Here is an 18,642-nt window from a genome sequence, read left to right on the forward strand (position 1 = left end):
CATGAACGTAGGGACCACGCAGCTCGCTCTCACCGGGGTAATGAGCGTGCTACTGCTTCTTGTGGTTCGATGGTTGGTCCGCGTCGAGAACTGGCGGTCGTATTCCGTCTCCGCCGGTGGATCCGAGTCCGGCCATCACGGACCGGAGCACGTGGAGAAACCGAGCGGACTCCTTCGGTGGATCACCACTGTCGACCACAAGGACATCGGGCTCATGTACGGGGTCTTCGGGGTGCTCTCGTTCGCGTGGGGCGGGATCGCCGTCCTGCTCATGCGGGCGGAACTGACGACGCCGCCGGTCGATCTGCTCAGCGCACCGCTGTACAACGCACTAATGACGACCCACGGGATCACGATGTTGTTCCTGTTCGGGACGCCGATACTGGCCGCGTTCTCGAACTATCTGATCCCGCTGCTGATCGGCGCCGACGACATGGCGTTCCCACGGATCAACGCTATCGCGTTCTGGCTGTTGCCGCCCGGCGCGCTACTCATCTGGGGTGGACTGATCCTCGAACCGTTCTCGGTCGGCGTCGAGGGGGCCCAGACCGCGTGGACGCTCTACGCTCCGCTGTCGGTCCAGCAAACGAACGCCGGTGTCGACCTGATGATCCTCGGCCTCCATCTGACGGGCGTGAGCGCGACGATGGGCGCGATCAACTTCATCGCGACCATCTTCACCGAGCGCGGTGAGGACGTCACCTGGGCGAATCTGGATATCTTCTCGTGGACGGTCCTCGTCCAGTCCGGACAGATCCTCTTCGCGTTCCCGCTGTTGGGGAGCGCGCTCGTGATGCTGCTGTTGGACCGGAACTTCGGAACGACGTTCTTCGCGGTCGAGGGCGGCGGCCCGATCCTCTGGCAGCACCTGTTCTGGTTCTTCGGTCACCCCGAGGTGTACATCCTCGTGCTTCCTCCGATGGGACTCATCAGCTACATCCTCCCCCGGTTCGCCAGCCGGCGACTCTTCGGGTTCAAGTTCGTCGTCTACTCGACGCTCGCGCTCGGGGTGTTGAGCTTCGGCGTGTGGGCACACCACATGTTCGCGACGGGGATCGACCCGCGACTCCGCGCGTCGTTCATGGCGGTCTCGATCGCGATCGCGATCCCCAGCGCGGTCAAGACGTTCAACTGGATCGCGACGATGTGGAACGGGAAGATCCGGTTGGTGACGCCGATGCTGTTCTGCATCGGGTTCATCGCGAACTTCATCATCGGCGGCGTCACGGGCGTCTTCGAGGCGGCGATCCCCGTCGACCTCGTACTCCACGACACGTACCACGTGATCGCCCACTTCCACTACGTCATCATGGGCGGGATCGCGTTCGCGATCTTCGCCGGGATCTACTACTGGTTCCCACTGGTGACCGGGAGATGGTACCAGCGGTCGCTCGGGAAGTGGCACTTCTGGCTCACCATGGTCGGGACGAACCTCACGTTCTTCCCGATGGTCCTGCTCGGCTACGGCGGCATGCCACGTCGGTACGCCGGCTACGATCTGACCGTCGGCCCGGTCGGCTACTTCGCCGACCTCCACCAACTCGCCACGCTCGGCGCCTTCGTGCTCGCGATCGGCCAACTGATCTTCGTGTGGAACCTCGTCTCCTCGTGGATCGAGGGACGGCCGATCGAGGGCAGCGACCCCTGGGACTTGGACGATCACGGACTGCTCACCAACGAGTGGGGGTGGCTCCAGCGGCATCGAGAGACTGCGCTCGTCGATGGCGGGACGGAGGTAGAGGCGGAATCGTCCGACAGGACGCCAAGCACTGACGACTGACGCCGGGAGACCGCCACCGACGCCGTTCAGGACGTCCTTCTGGTTTCGGTGGGGAAGCCGAGCTGGATCGATCAGGAAGCGCCCGAACACGTTCGCGGTCAGAGACTTCCTCGTCGGTTGTGACCGTCGACCCGATGGGCGACAGGAGGGACGAACTCGAGGACGTGGTTTCCGATCTGCGGGCTCGCGACGCGATCGCGGACGCGTTCATCGCGAAGAGCTTCACCGACCGGCTCGTGATCGTGGACATCGAGGGGCGCGACGAGGTTCCGGCCGATGTGATCGAGCACCTCGCCGATCACGATCTCCGCGGTGCTGAGGGCGTCTATTCGGACGGCGAGGGGCAGTCGTTCGCGGGGAGCGTCGGCGATACCACACGCCATCACTTTCTCGACATGCGGACGCGAGGGGCGCACCAATCGTACGTCGTCGAAGTCGAGTAGACCGGGAGTGGACAGTACCGGCTGTCAGCAACCGCTGTACAGTAGGTACGGAGTACGGCGCCGATCCAACCACTCCCCAGCGAGAAGGAGCAGGAAGTTCGCAGTCGTAGTCACATCCGTGGCTTCGACTGTAGAGCGTCAACAGGCTCCCTCTCGAGAGCGGCGTCCGCGTTCGGGGGGTGCTCTCGACCACGCGACCAGAGGAAGGCGCCGAACGCGAGCGGCGACACCAGTGCCAGTCCGACCCCTCCCGCCACGGTGAGTTGGGCAGTCGAGATCTCGTGGACGCTTCCGAACACGTCGCCGACGACGACCGCGCCGCGCATCGTCGCCCCGTCCGCGGAACTCGCGTACTTGCTGATGCCGGTACCGTCGAAGACGAGTCCCCACGTCCCGGTCGCCTGCTCGGGGCTCTCGTACGCTCCGTCCTCGGCTGATAGCCGGTGTTCGACGTGACCGGACCACTCCCAGATGACTCGTGTTCCGGGGTCGACGTGGACCGCTGCCGGCGAGAAACCGGGTGCGTCGTCGTCGGTGGTGACCCCGATACGAACCTCCTCACGGCCGCGCATATCGACCGTCCCGTCGAACGCCCCGACGCCGTCGAACCACCCGTCGTAGTCGGGTTCACGGCTTACGAATTCGGGTGCCGCCGTCTCCGCCCCGACCTCGATGTCGCCGACGACGACGGCACCCTTCATTCCCATCGGCTCGTGGGGGGTACAGACGTATCGTGAGATGCCCTCGGCGTCGAAGGTCCGCTCGAACGTGTCTCCCGCATCGGACGACAACGCGCTCTCGTAGGCGCCGTCGGTCGCCGCGACGTTGTGCATACCGCCCTCGCCGGTCCACTCCCACACGACCGTGGTCCCGGGGTCGACGCGAACGGCGGCGGGACCGAACGCGAAGCCGCCGCCGTTACCTGGCGCACCGACCGTGACGGTTACCGTATTCATGCCGCGTTTGTCGACGACGCCATCGTAGTTGGAGACGTTCCCGAACCACGCCTCGAAGTCGGTGTCGGACTGCGCGCTGACGGGGTGTGGGGTCGATAGTGCGGCCCCTCCCACGGCGACCGCCGCCGAGGCCTGTATGAACCGTCGTCGCCCGATCGTCGGGGTGGAAGGTGTGGTGGTCATAGTAGTGTGTAGGAGACACGACGAGATAGCCCGAAACGCTGAGTCTTCGAATCTGAGAACCATATTGCCTCTAGTTCGTACAGTCCGTCCTCCGTGTAGGTGGAGACCGAGAGTATGACCTACAACACGACGCGACGACACGTACTGCAGGCGGCCGGGATCGGCGGAGCGATGGCACTCGCCGGGTGCACGGTCGGCGCACCGACGACCGACAGCGTCGAAACGAGCCCGGTACCCCTTCGGACGGAGGAGCCCGCTCTCGACGACGCCAAGGCGGTCGACGTCGACCGCATCGCCGCGGACCCACGCGACGTTCCCGCGCCTATCACGCGATCACAGCCCGCGACCGTCGAGGTGGAACTCGAGACGCGAGAGCTCGTCGCGGAAGTCGAACCCGGCGTGACGTTCACGTACATGACGTTCAACGGTCAGGTACCCGGCCCGTTCGTCCGGACGCGTGTCGGCGACACGGTCGACCTGACGATCCGAAACCACGAGAGCAGTTCGATGGTCCACAACGTCGACTTCCACGCCTGCCGCGGGCCCGGCGGGGGTGCTGAGGACACGAACGTGGCTCCCGGCGAGGAGAAACGCCTGCAGTTCAAGGTGACCTACCCCGGGGCGTTCATCTACCACTGTGCGGTCGCGAACGTCGATTACCACATCTCCGCGGGGATGTTCGGCATCATTCTCGTGGAACCCGAGGAGGGGCTCCCGGCGGTCGATCACGAGTTCTACCTCGGCCAACACGAGCTGTACACGAGCGGGACGACGGGCCAGGAGGGCCACCATGAGTTCGACTTCGGACGAATGGCCCTCGAGGATCCGACGTACGTGCTGATGAACGGTGAGAAGTACGCGATCACGCCGGACAACTACGCCGAGATGAGCGTCGCTACGGACGAGACCGCCAGGGTGTTCTTCGGCGTCGGGGGGCCGAACCTGTTCTCGAGCTTCCACCCCATCGGAAGCGTCTGGGACGAGGTCTGGCGGCAGGGCGCCCTCGCCAGCGAGCCCGACCGGTTCGTGCAAACGACCCCGGTCCTTCCGGGGAGCACCTGCGTCGCGACGATGTCGTTCCCCGTCCCCGGCGACATCAAACTCGTCGACCACGCGCTCTCACGCGTCGCCCGGAAGGGTGCGCTCGCGGTCGTCTCCGTCGACGGACCCGAGGACACCTCGATCTACAATCCGAGCTCGTAGTCGGTTCGATCGTCAGCTGTTCGCCGGGTGCTGAGACACGGGGACAGCGGTCGAACGGAACAGCGGCCGTTCGACGGATAATCACGTCGAGTGCTTCGGGCTTTGATCCCGAGGCGGTTCACGTGGCGACGGGTTCACGGAGGGCCGTGTCCAACCGACGGGGGTTCGACGGGGTCGTTCACTCAGTCGGCGCTCGTTTCCGGCGGTGAGGACGGCGCGATCTCCTCGTCTCGGAGGTAGCACTGAGGGTCCGGGGCGAACAGGTCATCATGGACAGTGAGTGCCCGGAGTCGCGATCCTCCCCGACAGATATCTTGGTACCGACAGTCCGCACACCGACCGGTCAGGTGGTCCGTGCGCTCACGGAGTCGACGAAGTACCGGGTTCGACTCGGCGTCCCAGATCGCGCTGAACGGCCGATCTCGCACGTTGCCGAGGCTGTACCCCTGCCAGAACTGCGTGAGATGGACGTTTCCTTGGTAATCGACGTCCGCGACCCGCTCACCGGTCGGATCGCCACCGTTCCGACGGAGGTAGCTGTGTACGCGGTCGGCCGCATCCGAACCGATGTACCGACGGGCATACTCGATAAGATATGCGGCGTCCGCATAGTTTCCGACCAGGAGTGTTTCGATCTCCTCGCCCCGCCGGTGATACGTTCGAGTGAGATCGCAGAGTTCCTTCACTGCGGCTCGTTTCGCCTCGGGCGAGAGATCGAGATCGGTGATGTCCGCCCCACGTCCACCGTAGTCTAGGTGGTAGAAACAGAAGCGATCGACACCCTCGTTTCGGAGGAGTTCGACGACGCCGCGGAGGTCGCTCGCGTTCCGCTCGGTGATGGTATACCGAAGGCCGGTCTTGAGACCGGCGTCCAGACAGGCTCGGATCCCACGGACGGCTGCGTCGAACGCTCCCGACTTCCCGCGGAACTCGTCGTTGCGTTCCGGGAGCCCGTCGACCGAGATGCCGGCGTACCTGAGACCCGCATCACGGAGTCGTTCCGCGCTCTCGTCCGTGATCAACGTCCCATTCGTCGAGAGCACCGGGCGGATGCCGCGGTCGTCGGCGTACCTGATGAGTTCGAAGAGGTCGTCACGAACCAGTGGCTCACCCCCCGAGAAAAGGACCACCGGCACGCCGTAGTCGGAGAGGTCATCGAGGAGACGCTTTCCCTCGGCCGTACTGAGTTCGCCGGGTGCGACCTCCGTGTCTGCGGCGGCATAACAGTGGGAACAGTGGAGGTTACACCGCTTGGTGAGGTTCCACACGACGACCGGCCGGCGTTGCTTCACGCGAGATATCTGCGGTTTCGAGGACCCGTCTGCGGCGTCATAGCGGAGTCCGTCACCTTCCGCGTCCAGATCACAGAGGAGCTTGCTGACCGATATCATGGCTCGTGCGTTCGCTTCTCGTCGCCGGAGCCCAGTTCGACCAACTCGGCGTCGTCGTCGAGCGTGTCCGTCGTGTACCGGTGCACTGCCCTCGCCGGACAGACCCAGAGATCGTTCGCGTACCATGCGAAGAGCTTCGTGGCCTGTTCGTAGGCCACGTCGGCGGACGGCGCCGAGACGCTTCCGACATGACGGAGCGGGTCCCGTTCCTCCTCCCTTACGAAGATCTCCCATTCGTGTTCGACCGCCTCTCGCGGGTGCTCTCCGACGCGATAGCGATCCGGTTTTTCGACCATGTACGGAACACGACGGACGAACGCAACACCCTTCTCCCGATGATGTTCAGTCGAACCCCCGCTGTCACGCGATCCGAGTCGAGTCGAGAGCTGTGGTATCGCCGCCAATGTGAGATCGTGAGTGGTCCGGATGGTGGTCCGGGGGATTGAACCCATCGGTGGAGGGTTCAGTTGACACGCCGAGGCCGCGGTGCGATCAAAAACGGCCGATGTGTGGACCTTCATTACAGTCGGGATGTGATAAACTATCATGGGGCGTCGTCGACGAGCAGCCGTCATCGAGACCCTTCATGACGTCGCCACGACGATCCAAACCGAGGAGACGGCGACGGGTGTCTGTGAGCGGACCGTCTCAGCGGCGGCGGACCTCCTCGATTTCACCCAGTGTACCGTCGTCATCCGCGAGGGCGAGTGGCTCGTCCCGTACGCCACGTCCGCGGAGGCGCCGCCCGGCGGCAGCCGACGGATGCGGATCGACGAGGGACTGGCCGGGAAAACCTACCGCACCGGCGAGTCCTACACGGTCGACGAGGTCACTCCGACGGACGAGACCAGTCCGGCCGATGCCTCGTATCGATCCGGGATCAGCGTCCCCGTCGGCGAACACGGTGTCTTCCAGGCGGTGGAGACGACGCCGAACGCGTTCGACGACGACGACATCGAGTTGGCGGAACTACTCGTCAGTCACACCGCGACAGCGCTCGACCGGCTCGACCGAGAGCAGGAGCTCCGGCAACAGAACGAGCGGCTCGACCAGTTCGCGTCCGTGGTGAGTCACGATCTCCGGAACCCGCTGAACGTCGCGACCGGACGATTGGACCTGCTCGCGGAGGAGTGCTCGAACGAGCACGTCGATGCGATCGCCGATGCCCACGGCCGCATGAGGCGCCTCATCGACGATCTCCTGTTGTTCGCACAGGCGGGCGCCGCGACGCTTACGCTGACCGAGGTCGACATCGGCGCGCTGGCTGAGGAGTGCTGGGAGCCGCTCGCACCCACAGACGCGACGCTCGATGTGGACACCGAACGGACGATTCACGCCGACCGCGACCGCCTCCGCCAACTGCTCGAGAACCTGCTGAAGAACGCGGTCGACCACGGTGGCGCCGGCGTCACCGTGACGGTCGGTGAACTGGCGGACGGGTTCTACGTGGCCGACGACGGTCCGGGGATCCCTGCCGATGTGAGCGAAGACGTGCTTACGGCCGGTTTCACGTCCGCGGAGGACGGAACGGGCTTCGGGCTATCGATCGTTGTGCAGATCGTCGAGGCTCACGACTGGGATCTCACAGTCACGGAGAGCGCTGCTGGCGGTGCTCGGTTCGAGGTCGCCGGTGTCGCAGCACCCGAATCGTGACCGCGAGACGATCGCCTCGACCGAACAGAACAGGTCCCCACTGAGAGCGACGGAATCGGTGGACCGTCCGGACTCCGTGGGGGAAGGTCGCTCCGCTTCATGGAGGGGCGACCGAGCTGTCGATTCGATGCCGCTGTCCCGAAACGCCGGGCTGGTCCCCCATCCGAACCACGACCGCTCGCAGCGTGACCCCGCGAGAGCCCCGCCGAGGACTGAACCGGCGGTCGCGGGGCGTGTCATCCGGACGATTCGGCCGGCGTACAGCGGAACGTCGTTCTGGACCGGTCAGCGGTATCGTATGCCGAGATCTCCACGATCTCTCCCGTGTACTGGACAGTCCCGGAACTGGAGCCGACGACCGTATACCCACGGAGGTCCCCGTCCGGGAGGACGGGTGCGGGTAGCTCCGGCACGTAGATGCATGCGTAATCGGGGCCGATCTTGAGTTTCCCGTCGGTCAAGTTCGTCCGGTGATCGTCGGAAACGAGGCTGATCTGATCGAGAGTCTTCATCACGGGGCTACACAGGTACGTGTCAAACACGTATGGTGTTTGACCTTTCGAATGCAAGGAACTCTCGGTCGGTGCCGGTTTCCATGAGGACGTGCAGATGGTCCGGATCAACCCCTCGTGTTCGATGACGCATAGCTCCGGAACCAACGAAGCGGACACTCGACGAACCGAGGGCGGATCGGTGACAACGGCGACGAGACCGCTCTCGGGAAACTGGAACGCTTACTGGCGACGTTCCACCGGGGGCGCCGACTCGGAGAGCATCCGTTCGACGAGACGGGAGTGTCCTCGACGGAGGCGCTCCGACAGGGCCTGGTGTGAGACGTCGAAGTCCCTCGCCAACTCCTCCAGCGTCGTCCCGCGTGGGACGCTGTAGTAATCGGTTCGGAACGCCTTGGCGATGGTGTTGTGCTGTGTCGCCGACAGTCCCAGCGCGGTGTCCTCGCGGCAGGAGAGCGTGCTTATCCGGGACAGCGTCGCGTCGACCCCCTCGTCACGCCACGCCTGAAACGTCTCCGACGCCGTCGCACGGTCCGGGAAGAGGAACCGGAGCGCCCACCGATCGGTCGTTCTGCGGACGTCGAGAACCGAGCCCTCGATCTCGGCGACACCGTCGATGAGACGTGCCGCGCGCGCGTTCCACGTGATCGAATACAGGCCCCGACCGTCACGTTCGGACAGCCGACTCACGTGCTCCGTCGAGGGGTCACTCCGTAGGGCGGCGTCCAGTCTGTCGGGACGATCGGCCGATCCCCAGAGGAACGGCGACGTGCGGGACGAACTGTGGATGGCGAACCGGACGAACTCGAACTCGACGTCCGGGACCCGTTCGATGGTCTCCGCGAGGACGAACCTGTTGTCCGGGATAGTGGCGTCCACGACTGTCTCCATGCCCCGCAGGTGACCACACGGGGACTTTGGTATAGCCAGCGTAGGGGCCTCTGGCCCCTTCGATCACTATATGCGGCCGAGCGCCGCTCTATCCGCTGTGTACACCCGAATACTGTCGCCCTATTTCGACATCATCCCATCGTAACTCGGTGTCGGTGGCTCGACGGCCTCGTCCGCGTCCGTGACGAACATCACCGGTCCTTGGGCGGGACGAACGGACCGACGGAGACGGTCTTTCGGGCGACTGTCGCCGCCCGGAGGATGTAGGCGACGAACAGTGCCAGGGGAGCGACGACGACGCCGATCCCGACGCTGACGACGAGAGGGAGCGTCGACACCGGTACCGTGACGGATCCCGTCCGATAGACGAGCGTCACCGCGACCGCGCTCGCCAGCGCCGCGATACCCGTGTAGACCAGCAGCCGAGAGAGCGTCGCGAGGTCCTGCTGGATGGCGATCGTCTTGTAGAACTGTCGGACGACCGCGATCGACTCGAGAAGCTCATCGACGGCTCGGAACTCCGCCTCGACTCCCTCGGGGATCGTCGCGGCGTGCTCGTTTCGGAGGTGGCGGATCGCGGCCGTGTTCAGCGCGTACTCGGGCCCGAGGACGACGCTGAGGACGTCGTTCATGCGCTGGTTCGCCTCGAGGTGGTCGTCGATACTGTCCCCGTACGCGGCGATGTCGTCCAACGTGTTCGCGGCTCTCGCCGGGGGATCCCAGTCGGCGTCGCCGCCGGGCGCTCTCAATCCGGCGGCCCTCTCACTCAGGGTCGTTGCGATCAGCGAGAGGAACTCGCCCGGGTCGTTGGGACTCGACGGTACCCCGGCGATCGACTCGACGGTCGCCCTGAGTTCCCGCGACCCGTCGAGCCGATCGACCAGGACGTTGATCGACCCGAACACACGCGAGAGAACGAGCTGGTTGATCGAGAGGGCGATGGTCAGGAGCGTGACGACCCCCGCCGTGAGCCCGCTCCCGAAGACCCCCGCCACGGAGCTGTCGGGTCCGACCGCCAGGAGGCCGACCGACACGAGCGCCCACACGGTCCCCGCGGCTGCCACGACGAGACAGGCCGCGACCGCCCGTCGGTCGCCGCCGAACAGGAGCCACTCCGCCACCCGCTCCAGGACTCCGTCGGGTTCGCGGACGGTGCTCGCCGTCTGCGGCTCGGATGCCATACAGATGACATGACGAGAGCACCGATAAACTCCCGGGACGGTCCCAACGTTCGGACATCGGCGGACGGATCGTCAGCACACTTCTCCGCGTCGTTTCCGCTGACGCGTCATCCTCCCGGTGGATGTCAGTCCGCATTCCGGAACGCGGGCGGACGACGTTCAGTCCTCCCGTACAGCGGAGACCGCCTCGCGAGGAGCGTCACAGTTCGGACACGATCCGGGTAGCCCCCCGTCCAGTTCGCCCATCTTTCCGCATTCGGTACACTCCCACATCAGGTACCCCTCGCCGAACTCCTTGCCCGGCAACTCCCCGACCTCGGTTTCGCCCGGTTCCACCTCCTCCGCCTCGAACCCGTCGTCGGTGATGCCGCTCACGCGCCCGACCAATCGTCCGTCGCTGTCGTACACGAGCTCGCCCGGTTCGATCGACGCACTGTGGACTGGGTTCTGTTCTCCCATGATGTGGCATTCTCCCTCACACATAATCAATTTGATGTGAGTGTCCGTTTCGAACCCAACTCGATGTCACAATGCGACCGGATACCGAGATCGAATGGGGCTGTTCAGTATCGGATATCGCCCGCCCACAGGGTCGACGGTCGACGCTCGGTGGATGGCTTTCGTGTTCGCGGCCCGAGCATACCCACTTGCATATGCCTGCAGAAGGCATTAGCTCCCGTCACGGCGAGCGGTACCATGGCGAACGACCCCGGCGACACCCGAGAACAGGGGATCGAGTTCGGTGGGTTGACAGCCGACCTCGAGGGGGAGTCGTATCCGCTGTCCCACGAGGCCCTCCTGGACCGGTACGGTGACCACGAACTCGGCCTCGGCGACGACCAAGTCGCGCTGCGTGAGGTACTCTCCCCGGATTTGGAACAGGAGTACGAGGACGTGGAGAGCGTCCGACAGGCGGTGTTCACGATGGTCAGCGACGACGCGGTCGGCAGAGAGGGGTACAGCGACCGCGGGGGGAGCGGCTCCGACGGTACCGATCCGAGCGAGTCCGAGTCAGTCTGAACGGCCGCCACGTGCCGGCGCCCCGGGTGCGCGCCGATCAATCGGCTGTTTCAACCGGATACGGGGTTCCCGACGCCCGAACGTGTCGATCTCGTGGGGCAGTGAAATACACCCGGCACAGGCAAGCAGAAGCCTCAGTCGGGGAGGCGTCGTTGAATGGACCGCCATGCGCGACAACATCACGCTGACGGAGGAGGACGAGGGAAAGACCGTACTGAACGCCGACGGCGACCAGATCGGCCGAGTCGTCAAGGTGGAACACGGGAACGCACACGTCGACCCCGACCCGAGCCTGACGGACACCATCCGGTCCAAACTCGGTTGGGGCGAGAACGACGTGGAGAACTACCGTCTCGACAGCTCGAACATCAAGCGCGTCTCCGACGACGAGATCCACCTGAACAGGTGATATCGTCCGCCGGACTCCCCGGTTCGGCCCGACAGTCGTCCCTGTGGGCTCCGTTGCGATCGCAGAAGAACGCGGATAACGAACTGCGACATCACGATACTCACTAGTATGAACGTTCGCTCCGCGGAGTCGGACGACCGGGAACGGATCGAGGCGATCGCCCACGACTCGCTGCGGTCGTCGTACTCGCTCAGTCCGGGACAGATCGAGACGATACTCGAGGAGGAGTTCGACGACGACGCGCTGACCGACCTGCTCGATGATCCGGACACGACGGTCTATGTCGTCGAGCGGACGGTCGATGACAGGAGGGAGGTCTTCGGGTTCGTCACCGTCGAGGTCGAGACGGGAGCGACGATCCGATGGCTCCACGTGGATCCACAGGCACGGGGCGAGGGCATCGCCACGGCGCTGATCGAACACGTCCGCGAGGAGGCCGGGGTGCCGATCACGGCGCGTATCCTCGAGGACGCCGTCGAGGGCGGCGAGTTCCTCGAGGAGTTCGGCCTCGAACAGAGCGACCACGAGGAACTGGAGGTCGGCGGGGAGGAGTTCGGTGTCACCGTGTTCACCGAGGGTGAGGGAACGGAGACCGCGACCGAGCCCACGGTCGCGGTCCCCGAGTCCGTCACCGTCGACGGTGCGGACCGATTCCTCGACAAGGACGACAGCGTTCCGGGGAGGGACGCCCCGTTCTTTACGGTGTACTCCGCGGAGAACGAGGAGGAGCCGTACGGGTACTTCTGTTCGGAGTGCGGCAGTACGAACGTCTCCGCCGACAGCCTCGACCGCCTCGAGTGCGGGAACTGTGGGAACGTGCACCTGGCCGACGAGTGGGACGATGCGTACCTCTGATACCCGCACGCGATGACCGACGCTCGACCGTCCGATTCCGGTCATCCCGACCCCGACCGGAACCTCGAAGCGGTCGCCGCCCGTGGGGGTGCCTGGAACGGAGCGTCGGACTCATCGGCCAGCGGCGACAGCGTCGGCGACGCCGTCGCGTCTGAGATCGCCGTCTGGGGCTTCATCAGCACGCTCGGCGTGCTGTCGGGCACGCTGGCTGGGGGTATCGAGAACCGAATGGCGCTCCGCCACCTCGGAATCTTCCGTGATCGACCGTAGCTCGCTGCCGACGCCGCGCGTTCCGCGATCGCGGCGTCCGACGCTCCGATCGCATCGGGGGCGCGAGCGATATGCTATCACGCCTACAGGGTCCTGTCGCTATGGAGTCGCTGTCGGATCAGTGGATGGATTCGCGGACGAGAGTACCACTCGTGCCGCGGGGGTGACCGTGACATGAGCATCAGTAACCGATTCAGAGCCGTACGCAACTGGTTCCCGGTTCCGAGCCGGAGCGAGGGGTTCGCCCTGACTCGGTGGGTACTACTGGAGGCGGATCGGCTGGCGGTGACCGGGGCGTTGCTCACCCTGGTATTCGGTACGTTCATGGCTATCTCGACGCTGTGGACCTTCGAGATGCAGACGCTGTTGACGGACACCTCCACCGTTCAGACGATCCTCAACACGCTGCTGAGCGGAATGATCCTCCTGGTGTCCATCGTCGTCTCGATCAACTCGATCGTTCTCTCACACGATATGACGTCCGTCCAGAACCAGGAGAATCGGGTTCAGGGCGCGATCCGGTTCCGCCGAGAGCTCGGCGAACTGACCGAGGGCGGCGAGAACCCGTCGGACCTCTCCGCGTTTCTCGGAGTCATGTCTCGTATCATCTCGATCCGGGCACAGACTCTCACGGACGATCTGGACGGTGTCGAGGAGGAACTCGTGGAGGATCTCGACGAGTTCTCCGAGTCGGTATCGGCCGCCGCCGACCAGCTCGGCGAGGTCGATGAGACGTCCGGCGCCGAGTTCGCCCTCCTCTGGAAGGCGCTCGGCTTCGACTACGGCCGACACATCGAGCAGTCGCGGACGATAGCCTCCTCGAGCGGCACCTCCCACGAGCGGTTCGAGGACCTCGTCGACGCGTTCGAACTGTTCGCCGTCGGAAAGGAGTACTTCAAGACGCTGTACTACACGCGGGAGGTATCGAAGCTGTCACAGACGCTCCTGTTCGTCGCGCTCCCCGCGATCCTCTACAACGCCTCGACGATCATCGCGATCAACGGGCAGGTGCTCCCCGACGGAGTGATCCTCGGTATCCCCCCGCTTCAGACGTTCGTGGCCGTCGCGTTCACGGTCTCGATCGCTCCCTACCTCGTGTTGACCGCCTACATGCTTCGGCTCTCGACCGTCTCGCGTGTGACTGCCTCCGGCGGGATCTTCTCGTTGAAATAGCGGACCTCGGGCCCCGTCTCGTCACCTGTGTGGTGAGGTTCGGAGAAGAGTGGTACTCAGGTGATACAGGAGGAGCTTCGGAGGTATCCGGGAGCCCGATCGGAGATTCACAAGCGACAGTCCGGTTCGAGAACAGCGTTATCACAGGTACCTGAACCGTACACGGTGGTATCCGAATATAAGTCGTCGGGACCATAGTAAGGACAGCCGACAGACAGGACGCATGGTAACAGGACTCGTCGGTTCGGTGATCACGTTCGTCGTCGCCCTCCTGATCGGGGGACTCGCGATCTATGTCAGCGCACGGGTGATCGCGGACGTCGACGACTACGGCCACGCCGTCGTCACCGCGTTGATCGGGGCGATCGCCTGGGCACTGACGTCCTGGATCCCGCTTATCGGTCCCATCATCGCCCTGATCGTGTGGATAGCGGTCATCAACTGGCGGTACCCGGGCGGCTGGGTCGAGGCCGTGCTCGTCGGGCTGGTCGCTTGGGTGTCGGCGCTCGTCATCCTCTTCGTCTTGAACGCGGTCCTCGGACTGGGCATCGGCGCCTTCGGAGTCCCGGGCGTGTGACGGTGGGGCTGTGATGGCACCGAGCGGCCACTGTTTCCACGGTGACCGTTCGAACGGCGGCGGGACACATCCGGTTCCGACGGGGGTGTTCCCACCATCGCCGATCCGGAACACGGTTATCCCCACGTAGGACGCACATCCAGACATGACCGATCAGCCATCTGACTCGATCGACCGGCGGACCGACACCCGCCGCGATGCCACCACCAACACCGGGCGACGCGTCCTCCGTGGGGCGGGTCGGGGCGTGGTCGGTGGCCTGATCGCCACGGTGCTCATGACCCTGTACCGATACCCGGTCTTTCGCGCGCTGCCGCCGACCGCCGAGTTCTGGGCGAAGTACGTCGGGGACGGCGACCCCGAATCGTATTTCGGGGCGGGACTCCTCCTCCACTTCCTGTACGGTGGCGCCGCGGGGGGCCTGTTTGGTGCCGGAGTCCATCTGCTGGACTTCCGGAACGAACGGCGACATCGGCTCGCCACGATCGGACTCGCCCTCGTCTACGGGCTCGGGCTCTCCGTCTTCGGAACTCGGGTCCTGTTCCGATACCTCCTCGACGAGGATCTCGAGTCGGACGAGGCTGCGATATTCCATGTCGGACACGCCGTCTTCGGGCTGACCCTCGGGACGTGGATGACCTCCGGGGAACGGAGCGGCGAAGTGTACGAGTGAGGACACGGCGGGCGTCGGGGATCGTTCCCCATCCCCCGGACTGGGACTTCGACGTCGGCTCGCAGGCGACGCGGCGACGCCGAGGTGATCGTCGACACGTGGGAGAGGCTACTCGATCGGGCGGTACCGGACCGAACCGTCGCTGTGAGACCGCCCGTCAGAGACATCCCGCCGTGGTTACGCGGACGACTCGGCCCGCCGTTCCTCCCTGACGTACTCGATGGCGGCCTCTCGGATGACGTCCTCGGGGCCCTCGACGCACTCGCGTCGGAGGTCCGGATAGTGGCCGTCGAGGACGTCGGCGACGTAGCCGTCGAGCTCGGCGACCTCGGCGACCGGCATCCCCTCGAGGTGCTCCGAGAGCAGACTGGCGACGGCTCGGCTGACCGCGCAACTGCGACTCTCGAAGGCGATCTCCGCGATACGGCCGTCGGTGATGTCGACGTGGAACTCGCCGTCGTCGCCACACGTCGTCTCCTCGGAGGACTTCACGAACGTCGGATCCGCGAGACCCCCCCGATTTCGCGGGGAGTGGTAGTGTTCGCTGATGAGGTCGTGGTAGCGCTCCGAGGCGATGTAGTCGTCGAGGTCATCGCGGGCGGCGTCCACGACCTCGAGGAGGCGGTCGACGTCCGTCCGGGTGTTGTAGACGTAGACGGAGGCGCGGGCGGAGCCCGGGATCTCCAGTCGGTCGTGGAGGGGCTGAGTGCAGTGGTCCCCCGCGCGGATGGCGATCCCGCGGTCGTTGAGGAGGCTGGAGAGGTCGTGGCCGTGGACGCCCTCGACGTTGAACGAGACGAGTCCGGTGCGTTCCTCGCCGACGCCGGGGCCGTACGTCTCGACGAAGTCCCGCGCTTCGAGTTCGCGGAGGAGGTACTGGGCGAGGTCGTTCTCGTGGGCGCGGACGTTCTCCATGCCGAGGTCGTCGAGGTAGTCGACGGCGGCGCCGAGCGCGATCCCCTCCGCGATGGGCGGGGTGCCCGCCTCGAACTTCCACGGCAGTTCGTTCCACGTGGAGTTCCTGAGAGTGACGTTCCGGATCATCTCTCCCCCGAACAGGAACGGATCGAGGTCCTCGAGTATCTCGCGTTTCCCGTACAGCCCGCCGATACCGGTGGGGCCTGCGAGCTTGTGTCCGCTGAACGCGAAGAAGTCCGCGTCCATCGCTCCGACGTCGACGGGGCGGGTGGGCGCGGACTGAGCCCCGTCGACGACCGCGTATGCGTCGTGGTCGTGCGCGAGATCCACGAGGTCCTCGACCGGGTTGACGGTCCCGAGCACGTTCGAGACGTGGGGAACGCTGAGAACCGCGGTGTCGTCGGTGACGAGGTCGTGTGCGACCTCCATATCGAGGTGTCCATCGGACGTGACGGGGACGTGGCGGACGGTCGCCCCCGAACGCTTCGCGATCTGCTGCCAGGTCACCAGCGAGGCGTGGTGGTCCATCTCCGTCGTGACGATCTCGTCGCCGGCGTCGAGGCGTCGACCGAGGCCGTACGCGACGAGATTGATGCTCTCGGTGGTGTTCTTCGTGAAGACGATCTCCTCGCGGCCCTCCGCTCCGAGGAACGCAGCGACACGGTCGTGTGCCTCCTCGTACGCGAGCGAGGCCTCGTGGCTGAGTTCGTGGATCCCACGGTGGACGTTCGCGTTGTACCTCGTATAGAACTCCTCGAAGACGTCGTACACCTGTGCGGGCGTGTGCGTGGTGGCGGCGTTGTCGAGGTAGGTGAGCGGGTGGCCGTTCACACGCCGATCGAGCACGGGAAAGTCCTCGCGTATCGACGCTGCGTCCAGGTTCATGTTGGTAAAGATATATTATTCTCCAATAAATGGACCGACTGCGAGATCGGTACTCGACACCGAAGTGGATGGCGAGGCCGACGAATCAGCGGTATGGAGGGTCGATTCCCCGGGTAGCGCCTCCCATTCATTCTGGATGCGTGGAGGGCGGACACCACCGTGGGACCGGACGTCCCCGGTCCCCTCGGGTCGACTCGTCGTAGACCCGCCGTACCCGATGTATGGTGGCCGTTCGAGATCGGTGCCGTTCGAGCCGGATCCGTACGATCGGTCTACGAACGCCACCGTTGTGCGTAACAAACCGTCGGGGGTCAGTAGTCCCATCCGTCGGGCACTTCCGACAGGAAACACAATGACAGAAGACGAATACGACATGGACGAGCGGTTGGAGAGTATCGATGTGGCGGAGAACGACGACGGCTCGCGGAGGCGCTTCCTCAGTCGGTCGGCGATCGCCGGCGGCGCGCTGTTGACGCTGGGCAGCGGTGCGGGCCTGTCGATGGCACAGGAGGACGGCGAGGACGCCGACGAGGAGGAGAGTCCGCTGTTCGACGACGAGGAGGGAACCGACGTGGACGTGCTCAACTACGCGCTCACGCTCGAACACCTGGAGAACGCGTTCTACCGGATGGGGCTCGAGACCTTCGACGCGGAGGACTTCCTCGAGTCGGACGCGACGATCATCTCCACCGAGGAGGACGCGGAGGTGCTGTACGAGAACCTGGAGACGATCGGCGAACACGAGGCGGCCCACGTCAGCCTGCTCACCCAGGTTGTCGAGCTACTCGGCGGAACACCCGTCGAGGAGGCCGAGTACGACTTCGGCGTCGAGGACGTCGCGGGGTTCATGTCGCTCGCGTCGACGCTGGAGAACACGGGCGTCGCCGCGTACGCGGGGGCCGCTCCCGCCATCGAGAGTCCGGACCTCCTGCGGACCGCCCTGGGCGTCCACAGCGTCGAGGCCCGGCACGCGGCCGTCGTGGCCGCCGCCGGCGGCGGCGATCCGTACCCGAACGTGGTCGACGATCCGGCCGCCCAATCGGACGTTCTCGCCGCCGTCGGCCCGCTCATCGTCAGCGAGGACATGGAGGAAGAGGAAGAGGAGGAAGAGGAAGAGGAGGAGGAAGGCGAGGGCAGCGAGAACGGCGACGAGGGGGAGAACGGTACCCCCACCGGGACCCCGAACGGGACGGAGAACGGCTCCGAGACCGGTACCCCCACCGGAACTCCGAACGGGACGGAGACTGGAACCCCGAACGGTACCGCGACGGGAACGCCCGACGGCGACGCGTAACGGGACGGACGGACACGACGGTTCGACCTGACCGCCTCGATTTTTCACTCGCCTAGACAGACTCCTGACACTCGAGCCTCCGCGAGGCCGACGGGCGGTCGATCGACCACCCACATTCGGTCCCCGCGTACGGGTGGGGCCGGATAGCTGCCGCGGCAGATCCTCGCCGACATCCCGACGCTCCGACACCGAGCGTGGCACGGGAGCGGCAGCCAGGTCCGGCCTGAGACGTGGCCGTTCGAGCGATATTCACGGGCCTCGACGCCCGCGTCGCCGCGGTGTGAAACGCCAATGACACAGTCGACGGATACCGAACGGGACCCGACCCGATCGCTCCGATCCAATGGTGAGTACCGAGTGTGTGGTCCCGCGGGT

20 protein-coding genes are annotated in these 18,642 nt (G+C 65.2%); 12 read left to right on the forward strand and 8 right to left on the reverse strand.

Translation table 11 applies throughout. The annotated features are described in order from the left end of the window. Position 1: 1 nt before the first annotated feature. Together GRX01_RS04180 and GRX01_RS04185 are read left to right on the forward strand one after the other, a co-directional pair. The gene (locus GRX01_RS04180) at positions 2–1,780 is read left to right on the forward strand and encodes a cytochrome c oxidase subunit I (protein WP_159663725.1); all 1,779 of its coding nucleotides are present in this window, start codon (positions 2–4) and stop codon (positions 1,778–1,780) included. 119 nt (positions 1,781–1,899) lie between these two features. Further along, positions 1,900–2,223, forward strand: coding sequence for a hypothetical protein (locus GRX01_RS04185; RefSeq protein WP_201289500.1), 324 nt, complete (start codon positions 1,900–1,902; stop codon positions 2,221–2,223). A gap of 110 nt (positions 2,224–2,333) precedes the next feature. Here the strand turns inward: GRX01_RS04185 and GRX01_RS04190 are convergent, their stop codons facing one another. After that, positions 2,334–3,362: a halocyanin domain-containing protein gene (locus GRX01_RS04190; protein ID WP_159663727.1), complete on the reverse strand. Its 1,029-nt coding sequence runs from the start codon at positions 3,360–3,362 to the stop codon at positions 2,334–2,336. A 114-nt stretch (positions 3,363–3,476) separates the two neighbouring features. Between GRX01_RS04190 and nirK the strand changes: the two genes are divergently transcribed. Further along, positions 3,477–4,565 (forward strand): copper-containing nitrite reductase, encoded by a 1,089-nt coding sequence (gene nirK, locus GRX01_RS04195; RefSeq protein ID WP_159663729.1) that lies wholly within the window; start codon positions 3,477–3,479, stop codon positions 4,563–4,565. Between the two features lie 182 nt (positions 4,566–4,747). Here the strand turns inward: nirK and GRX01_RS04200 are convergent, their stop codons facing one another. Both GRX01_RS04200 and GRX01_RS04205 read right to left on the reverse strand, forming a co-directional pair. Continuing rightward, positions 4,748–5,956: a TIGR04347 family pseudo-SAM/SPASM protein gene (locus GRX01_RS04200; protein ID WP_159663731.1), complete on the reverse strand. Its 1,209-nt coding sequence runs from the start codon at positions 5,954–5,956 to the stop codon at positions 4,748–4,750. Further along, a complete protein-coding gene (locus GRX01_RS04205; RefSeq protein WP_159663733.1) occupies positions 5,953–6,252 on the reverse strand; it encodes an Htur_1727 family rSAM-partnered candidate RiPP in 300 nt (99 codons plus the stop codon). The genes GRX01_RS04200 and GRX01_RS04205 overlap by 4 nt, the downstream gene beginning before the upstream one ends. A 250-nt stretch (positions 6,253–6,502) precedes the next feature. On the opposite strand from GRX01_RS04205, the gene GRX01_RS04210 reads away from it, so the two are divergent. Continuing rightward, positions 6,503–7,609, forward strand: a complete 1,107-nt coding sequence (locus tag GRX01_RS04210; protein ID WP_159663734.1) for a sensor histidine kinase — start codon at positions 6,503–6,505, stop codon at positions 7,607–7,609. A gap of 236 nt (positions 7,610–7,845) precedes the next feature. Here GRX01_RS04210 and GRX01_RS04215 read toward each other — a convergent pair whose 3' ends face one another. From GRX01_RS04215 to GRX01_RS04230, 4 genes are all read right to left on the reverse strand, one after another. After that, positions 7,846–8,121, reverse strand: coding sequence for a hypothetical protein (locus tag GRX01_RS04215; RefSeq protein ID WP_159663736.1), 276 nt, complete (start codon positions 8,119–8,121; stop codon positions 7,846–7,848). Between the two features lie 222 nt (positions 8,122–8,343). Beyond that, positions 8,344–9,012, reverse strand: coding sequence for a helix-turn-helix domain-containing protein (locus tag GRX01_RS04220; RefSeq protein ID WP_159663738.1), 669 nt, complete (start codon positions 9,010–9,012; stop codon positions 8,344–8,346). 191 nt (positions 9,013–9,203) lie between these two features. Beyond that, positions 9,204–10,193, reverse strand: coding sequence for a hypothetical protein (locus GRX01_RS04225; RefSeq protein WP_159663740.1), 990 nt, complete (start codon positions 10,191–10,193; stop codon positions 9,204–9,206). Between the two features lie 159 nt (positions 10,194–10,352). After that, positions 10,353–10,652, reverse strand: a complete 300-nt coding sequence (locus tag GRX01_RS04230) for a DUF7130 family rubredoxin-like protein (protein WP_159663742.1) — start codon at positions 10,650–10,652, stop codon at positions 10,353–10,355. Between the two features lie 237 nt (positions 10,653–10,889). Between GRX01_RS04230 and GRX01_RS04235 the strand changes: the two genes are divergently transcribed. From GRX01_RS04235 to GRX01_RS04265, 7 genes are all read left to right on the forward strand, one after another. Next, positions 10,890–11,213, forward strand: a complete 324-nt coding sequence (locus tag GRX01_RS04235; RefSeq protein ID WP_159663744.1) for a DUF5789 family protein — start codon at positions 10,890–10,892, stop codon at positions 11,211–11,213. 166 nt (positions 11,214–11,379) lie between these two features. Continuing rightward, a complete protein-coding gene (locus GRX01_RS04240) occupies positions 11,380–11,622 on the forward strand; it encodes a PRC-barrel domain containing protein (protein WP_159663746.1) in 243 nt (80 codons plus the stop codon). 108 nt (positions 11,623–11,730) lie between these two features. Next, entirely contained in the window at positions 11,731–12,477 is a 747-nt protein-coding gene (locus GRX01_RS04245) for a GNAT family N-acetyltransferase (RefSeq protein ID WP_159663748.1), read from the forward strand. Positions 12,478–12,489: 12 nt separating this feature from the next. Continuing rightward, positions 12,490–12,747, forward strand: coding sequence for a hypothetical protein (locus tag GRX01_RS04250; RefSeq protein ID WP_159663750.1), 258 nt, complete (start codon positions 12,490–12,492; stop codon positions 12,745–12,747). A gap of 174 nt (positions 12,748–12,921) precedes the next feature. Beyond that, entirely contained in the window at positions 12,922–13,920 is a 999-nt protein-coding gene (locus GRX01_RS04255) for a hypothetical protein (protein WP_201289501.1), read from the forward strand. Between the two features lie 223 nt (positions 13,921–14,143). Further along, a complete protein-coding gene (locus GRX01_RS04260; RefSeq protein ID WP_159663752.1) occupies positions 14,144–14,497 on the forward strand; it encodes a hypothetical protein in 354 nt (117 codons plus the stop codon). Positions 14,498–14,642: 145 nt separating this feature from the next. Beyond that, positions 14,643–15,170, forward strand: coding sequence for a hypothetical protein (locus tag GRX01_RS04265; protein WP_159663754.1), 528 nt, complete (start codon positions 14,643–14,645; stop codon positions 15,168–15,170). Between the two features lie 177 nt (positions 15,171–15,347). Here the strand turns inward: GRX01_RS04265 and GRX01_RS04270 are convergent, their stop codons facing one another. Then, positions 15,348–16,973, reverse strand: coding sequence for a SufS family cysteine desulfurase (locus tag GRX01_RS04270; RefSeq protein WP_159663756.1), 1,626 nt, complete (start codon positions 16,971–16,973; stop codon positions 15,348–15,350). A gap of 352 nt (positions 16,974–17,325) precedes the next feature. Here GRX01_RS04270 and GRX01_RS04275 point away from each other — a divergent pair, with 352 nt between their 5' ends. Next, the gene (locus tag GRX01_RS04275) at positions 17,326–18,267 is read left to right on the forward strand and encodes a ferritin-like domain-containing protein (protein ID WP_233740855.1); all 942 of its coding nucleotides are present in this window, start codon (positions 17,326–17,328) and stop codon (positions 18,265–18,267) included. The last annotated feature ends 375 nt before the right edge of the window (positions 18,268–18,642 follow it).

The organism is Halobaculum saliterrae, from assembly GCF_009831625.1.
GTDB lineage: Archaea > Halobacteriota > Halobacteria > Halobacteriales > Haloferacaceae > Halobaculum > Halobaculum saliterrae.

Excerpts from the sequence above, each read along its gene's own strand:
- GRX01_RS04230 (WP_159663742.1), bottom strand. The coding sequence starts at position 10,652 with ATGGGAGAACAGAACCCAGTCCACAGTGCGTCGATCGAACCGGGCGAG.
- GRX01_RS04270 (WP_159663756.1), bottom strand. The coding sequence starts at position 16,973 with ATGAACCTGGACGCAGCGTCGATACGCGAGGACTTTCCCGTGCTCGAT.
- GRX01_RS04210 (WP_159663734.1), top strand. The coding sequence starts at position 6,503 with ATGGGGCGTCGTCGACGAGCAGCCGTCATCGAGACCCTTCATGACGTC.
- GRX01_RS04260 (WP_159663752.1), top strand. The coding sequence starts at position 14,144 with ATGGTAACAGGACTCGTCGGTTCGGTGATCACGTTCGTCGTCGCCCTC.
- GRX01_RS04190 (WP_159663727.1), bottom strand. The coding sequence starts at position 3,362 with ATGACCACCACACCTTCCACCCCGACGATCGGGCGACGACGGTTCATA.
- GRX01_RS04240 (WP_159663746.1), top strand. The coding sequence starts at position 11,380 with ATGCGCGACAACATCACGCTGACGGAGGAGGACGAGGGAAAGACCGTA.
- GRX01_RS04245 (WP_159663748.1), top strand. The coding sequence starts at position 11,731 with ATGAACGTTCGCTCCGCGGAGTCGGACGACCGGGAACGGATCGAGGCG.
- GRX01_RS04215 (WP_159663736.1), bottom strand. The coding sequence starts at position 8,121 with ATGAAGACTCTCGATCAGATCAGCCTCGTTTCCGACGATCACCGGACG.
- GRX01_RS04225 (WP_159663740.1), bottom strand. The coding sequence starts at position 10,193 with ATGGCATCCGAGCCGCAGACGGCGAGCACCGTCCGCGAACCCGACGGA.
- GRX01_RS04200 (WP_159663731.1), bottom strand. The coding sequence starts at position 5,956 with ATGATATCGGTCAGCAAGCTCCTCTGTGATCTGGACGCGGAAGGTGAC.
- GRX01_RS04250 (WP_159663750.1), top strand. The coding sequence starts at position 12,490 with ATGACCGACGCTCGACCGTCCGATTCCGGTCATCCCGACCCCGACCGG.
- GRX01_RS04255 (WP_201289501.1), top strand. The coding sequence starts at position 12,922 with ATGAGCATCAGTAACCGATTCAGAGCCGTACGCAACTGGTTCCCGGTT.
- GRX01_RS04205 (WP_159663733.1), bottom strand. The coding sequence starts at position 6,252 with ATGGTCGAAAAACCGGATCGCTATCGCGTCGGAGAGCACCCGCGAGAG.
- GRX01_RS04265 (WP_159663754.1), top strand. The coding sequence starts at position 14,643 with ATGACCGATCAGCCATCTGACTCGATCGACCGGCGGACCGACACCCGC.
- GRX01_RS04180 (WP_159663725.1), top strand. The coding sequence starts at position 2 with ATGAACGTAGGGACCACGCAGCTCGCTCTCACCGGGGTAATGAGCGTG.
- nirK (WP_159663729.1), top strand. The coding sequence starts at position 3,477 with ATGACCTACAACACGACGCGACGACACGTACTGCAGGCGGCCGGGATC.
- GRX01_RS04275 (WP_233740855.1), top strand. The coding sequence starts at position 17,326 with ATGACAGAAGACGAATACGACATGGACGAGCGGTTGGAGAGTATCGAT.
- GRX01_RS04235 (WP_159663744.1), top strand. The coding sequence starts at position 10,890 with ATGGCGAACGACCCCGGCGACACCCGAGAACAGGGGATCGAGTTCGGT.
- GRX01_RS04220 (WP_159663738.1), bottom strand. The coding sequence starts at position 9,012 with ATGGAGACAGTCGTGGACGCCACTATCCCGGACAACAGGTTCGTCCTC.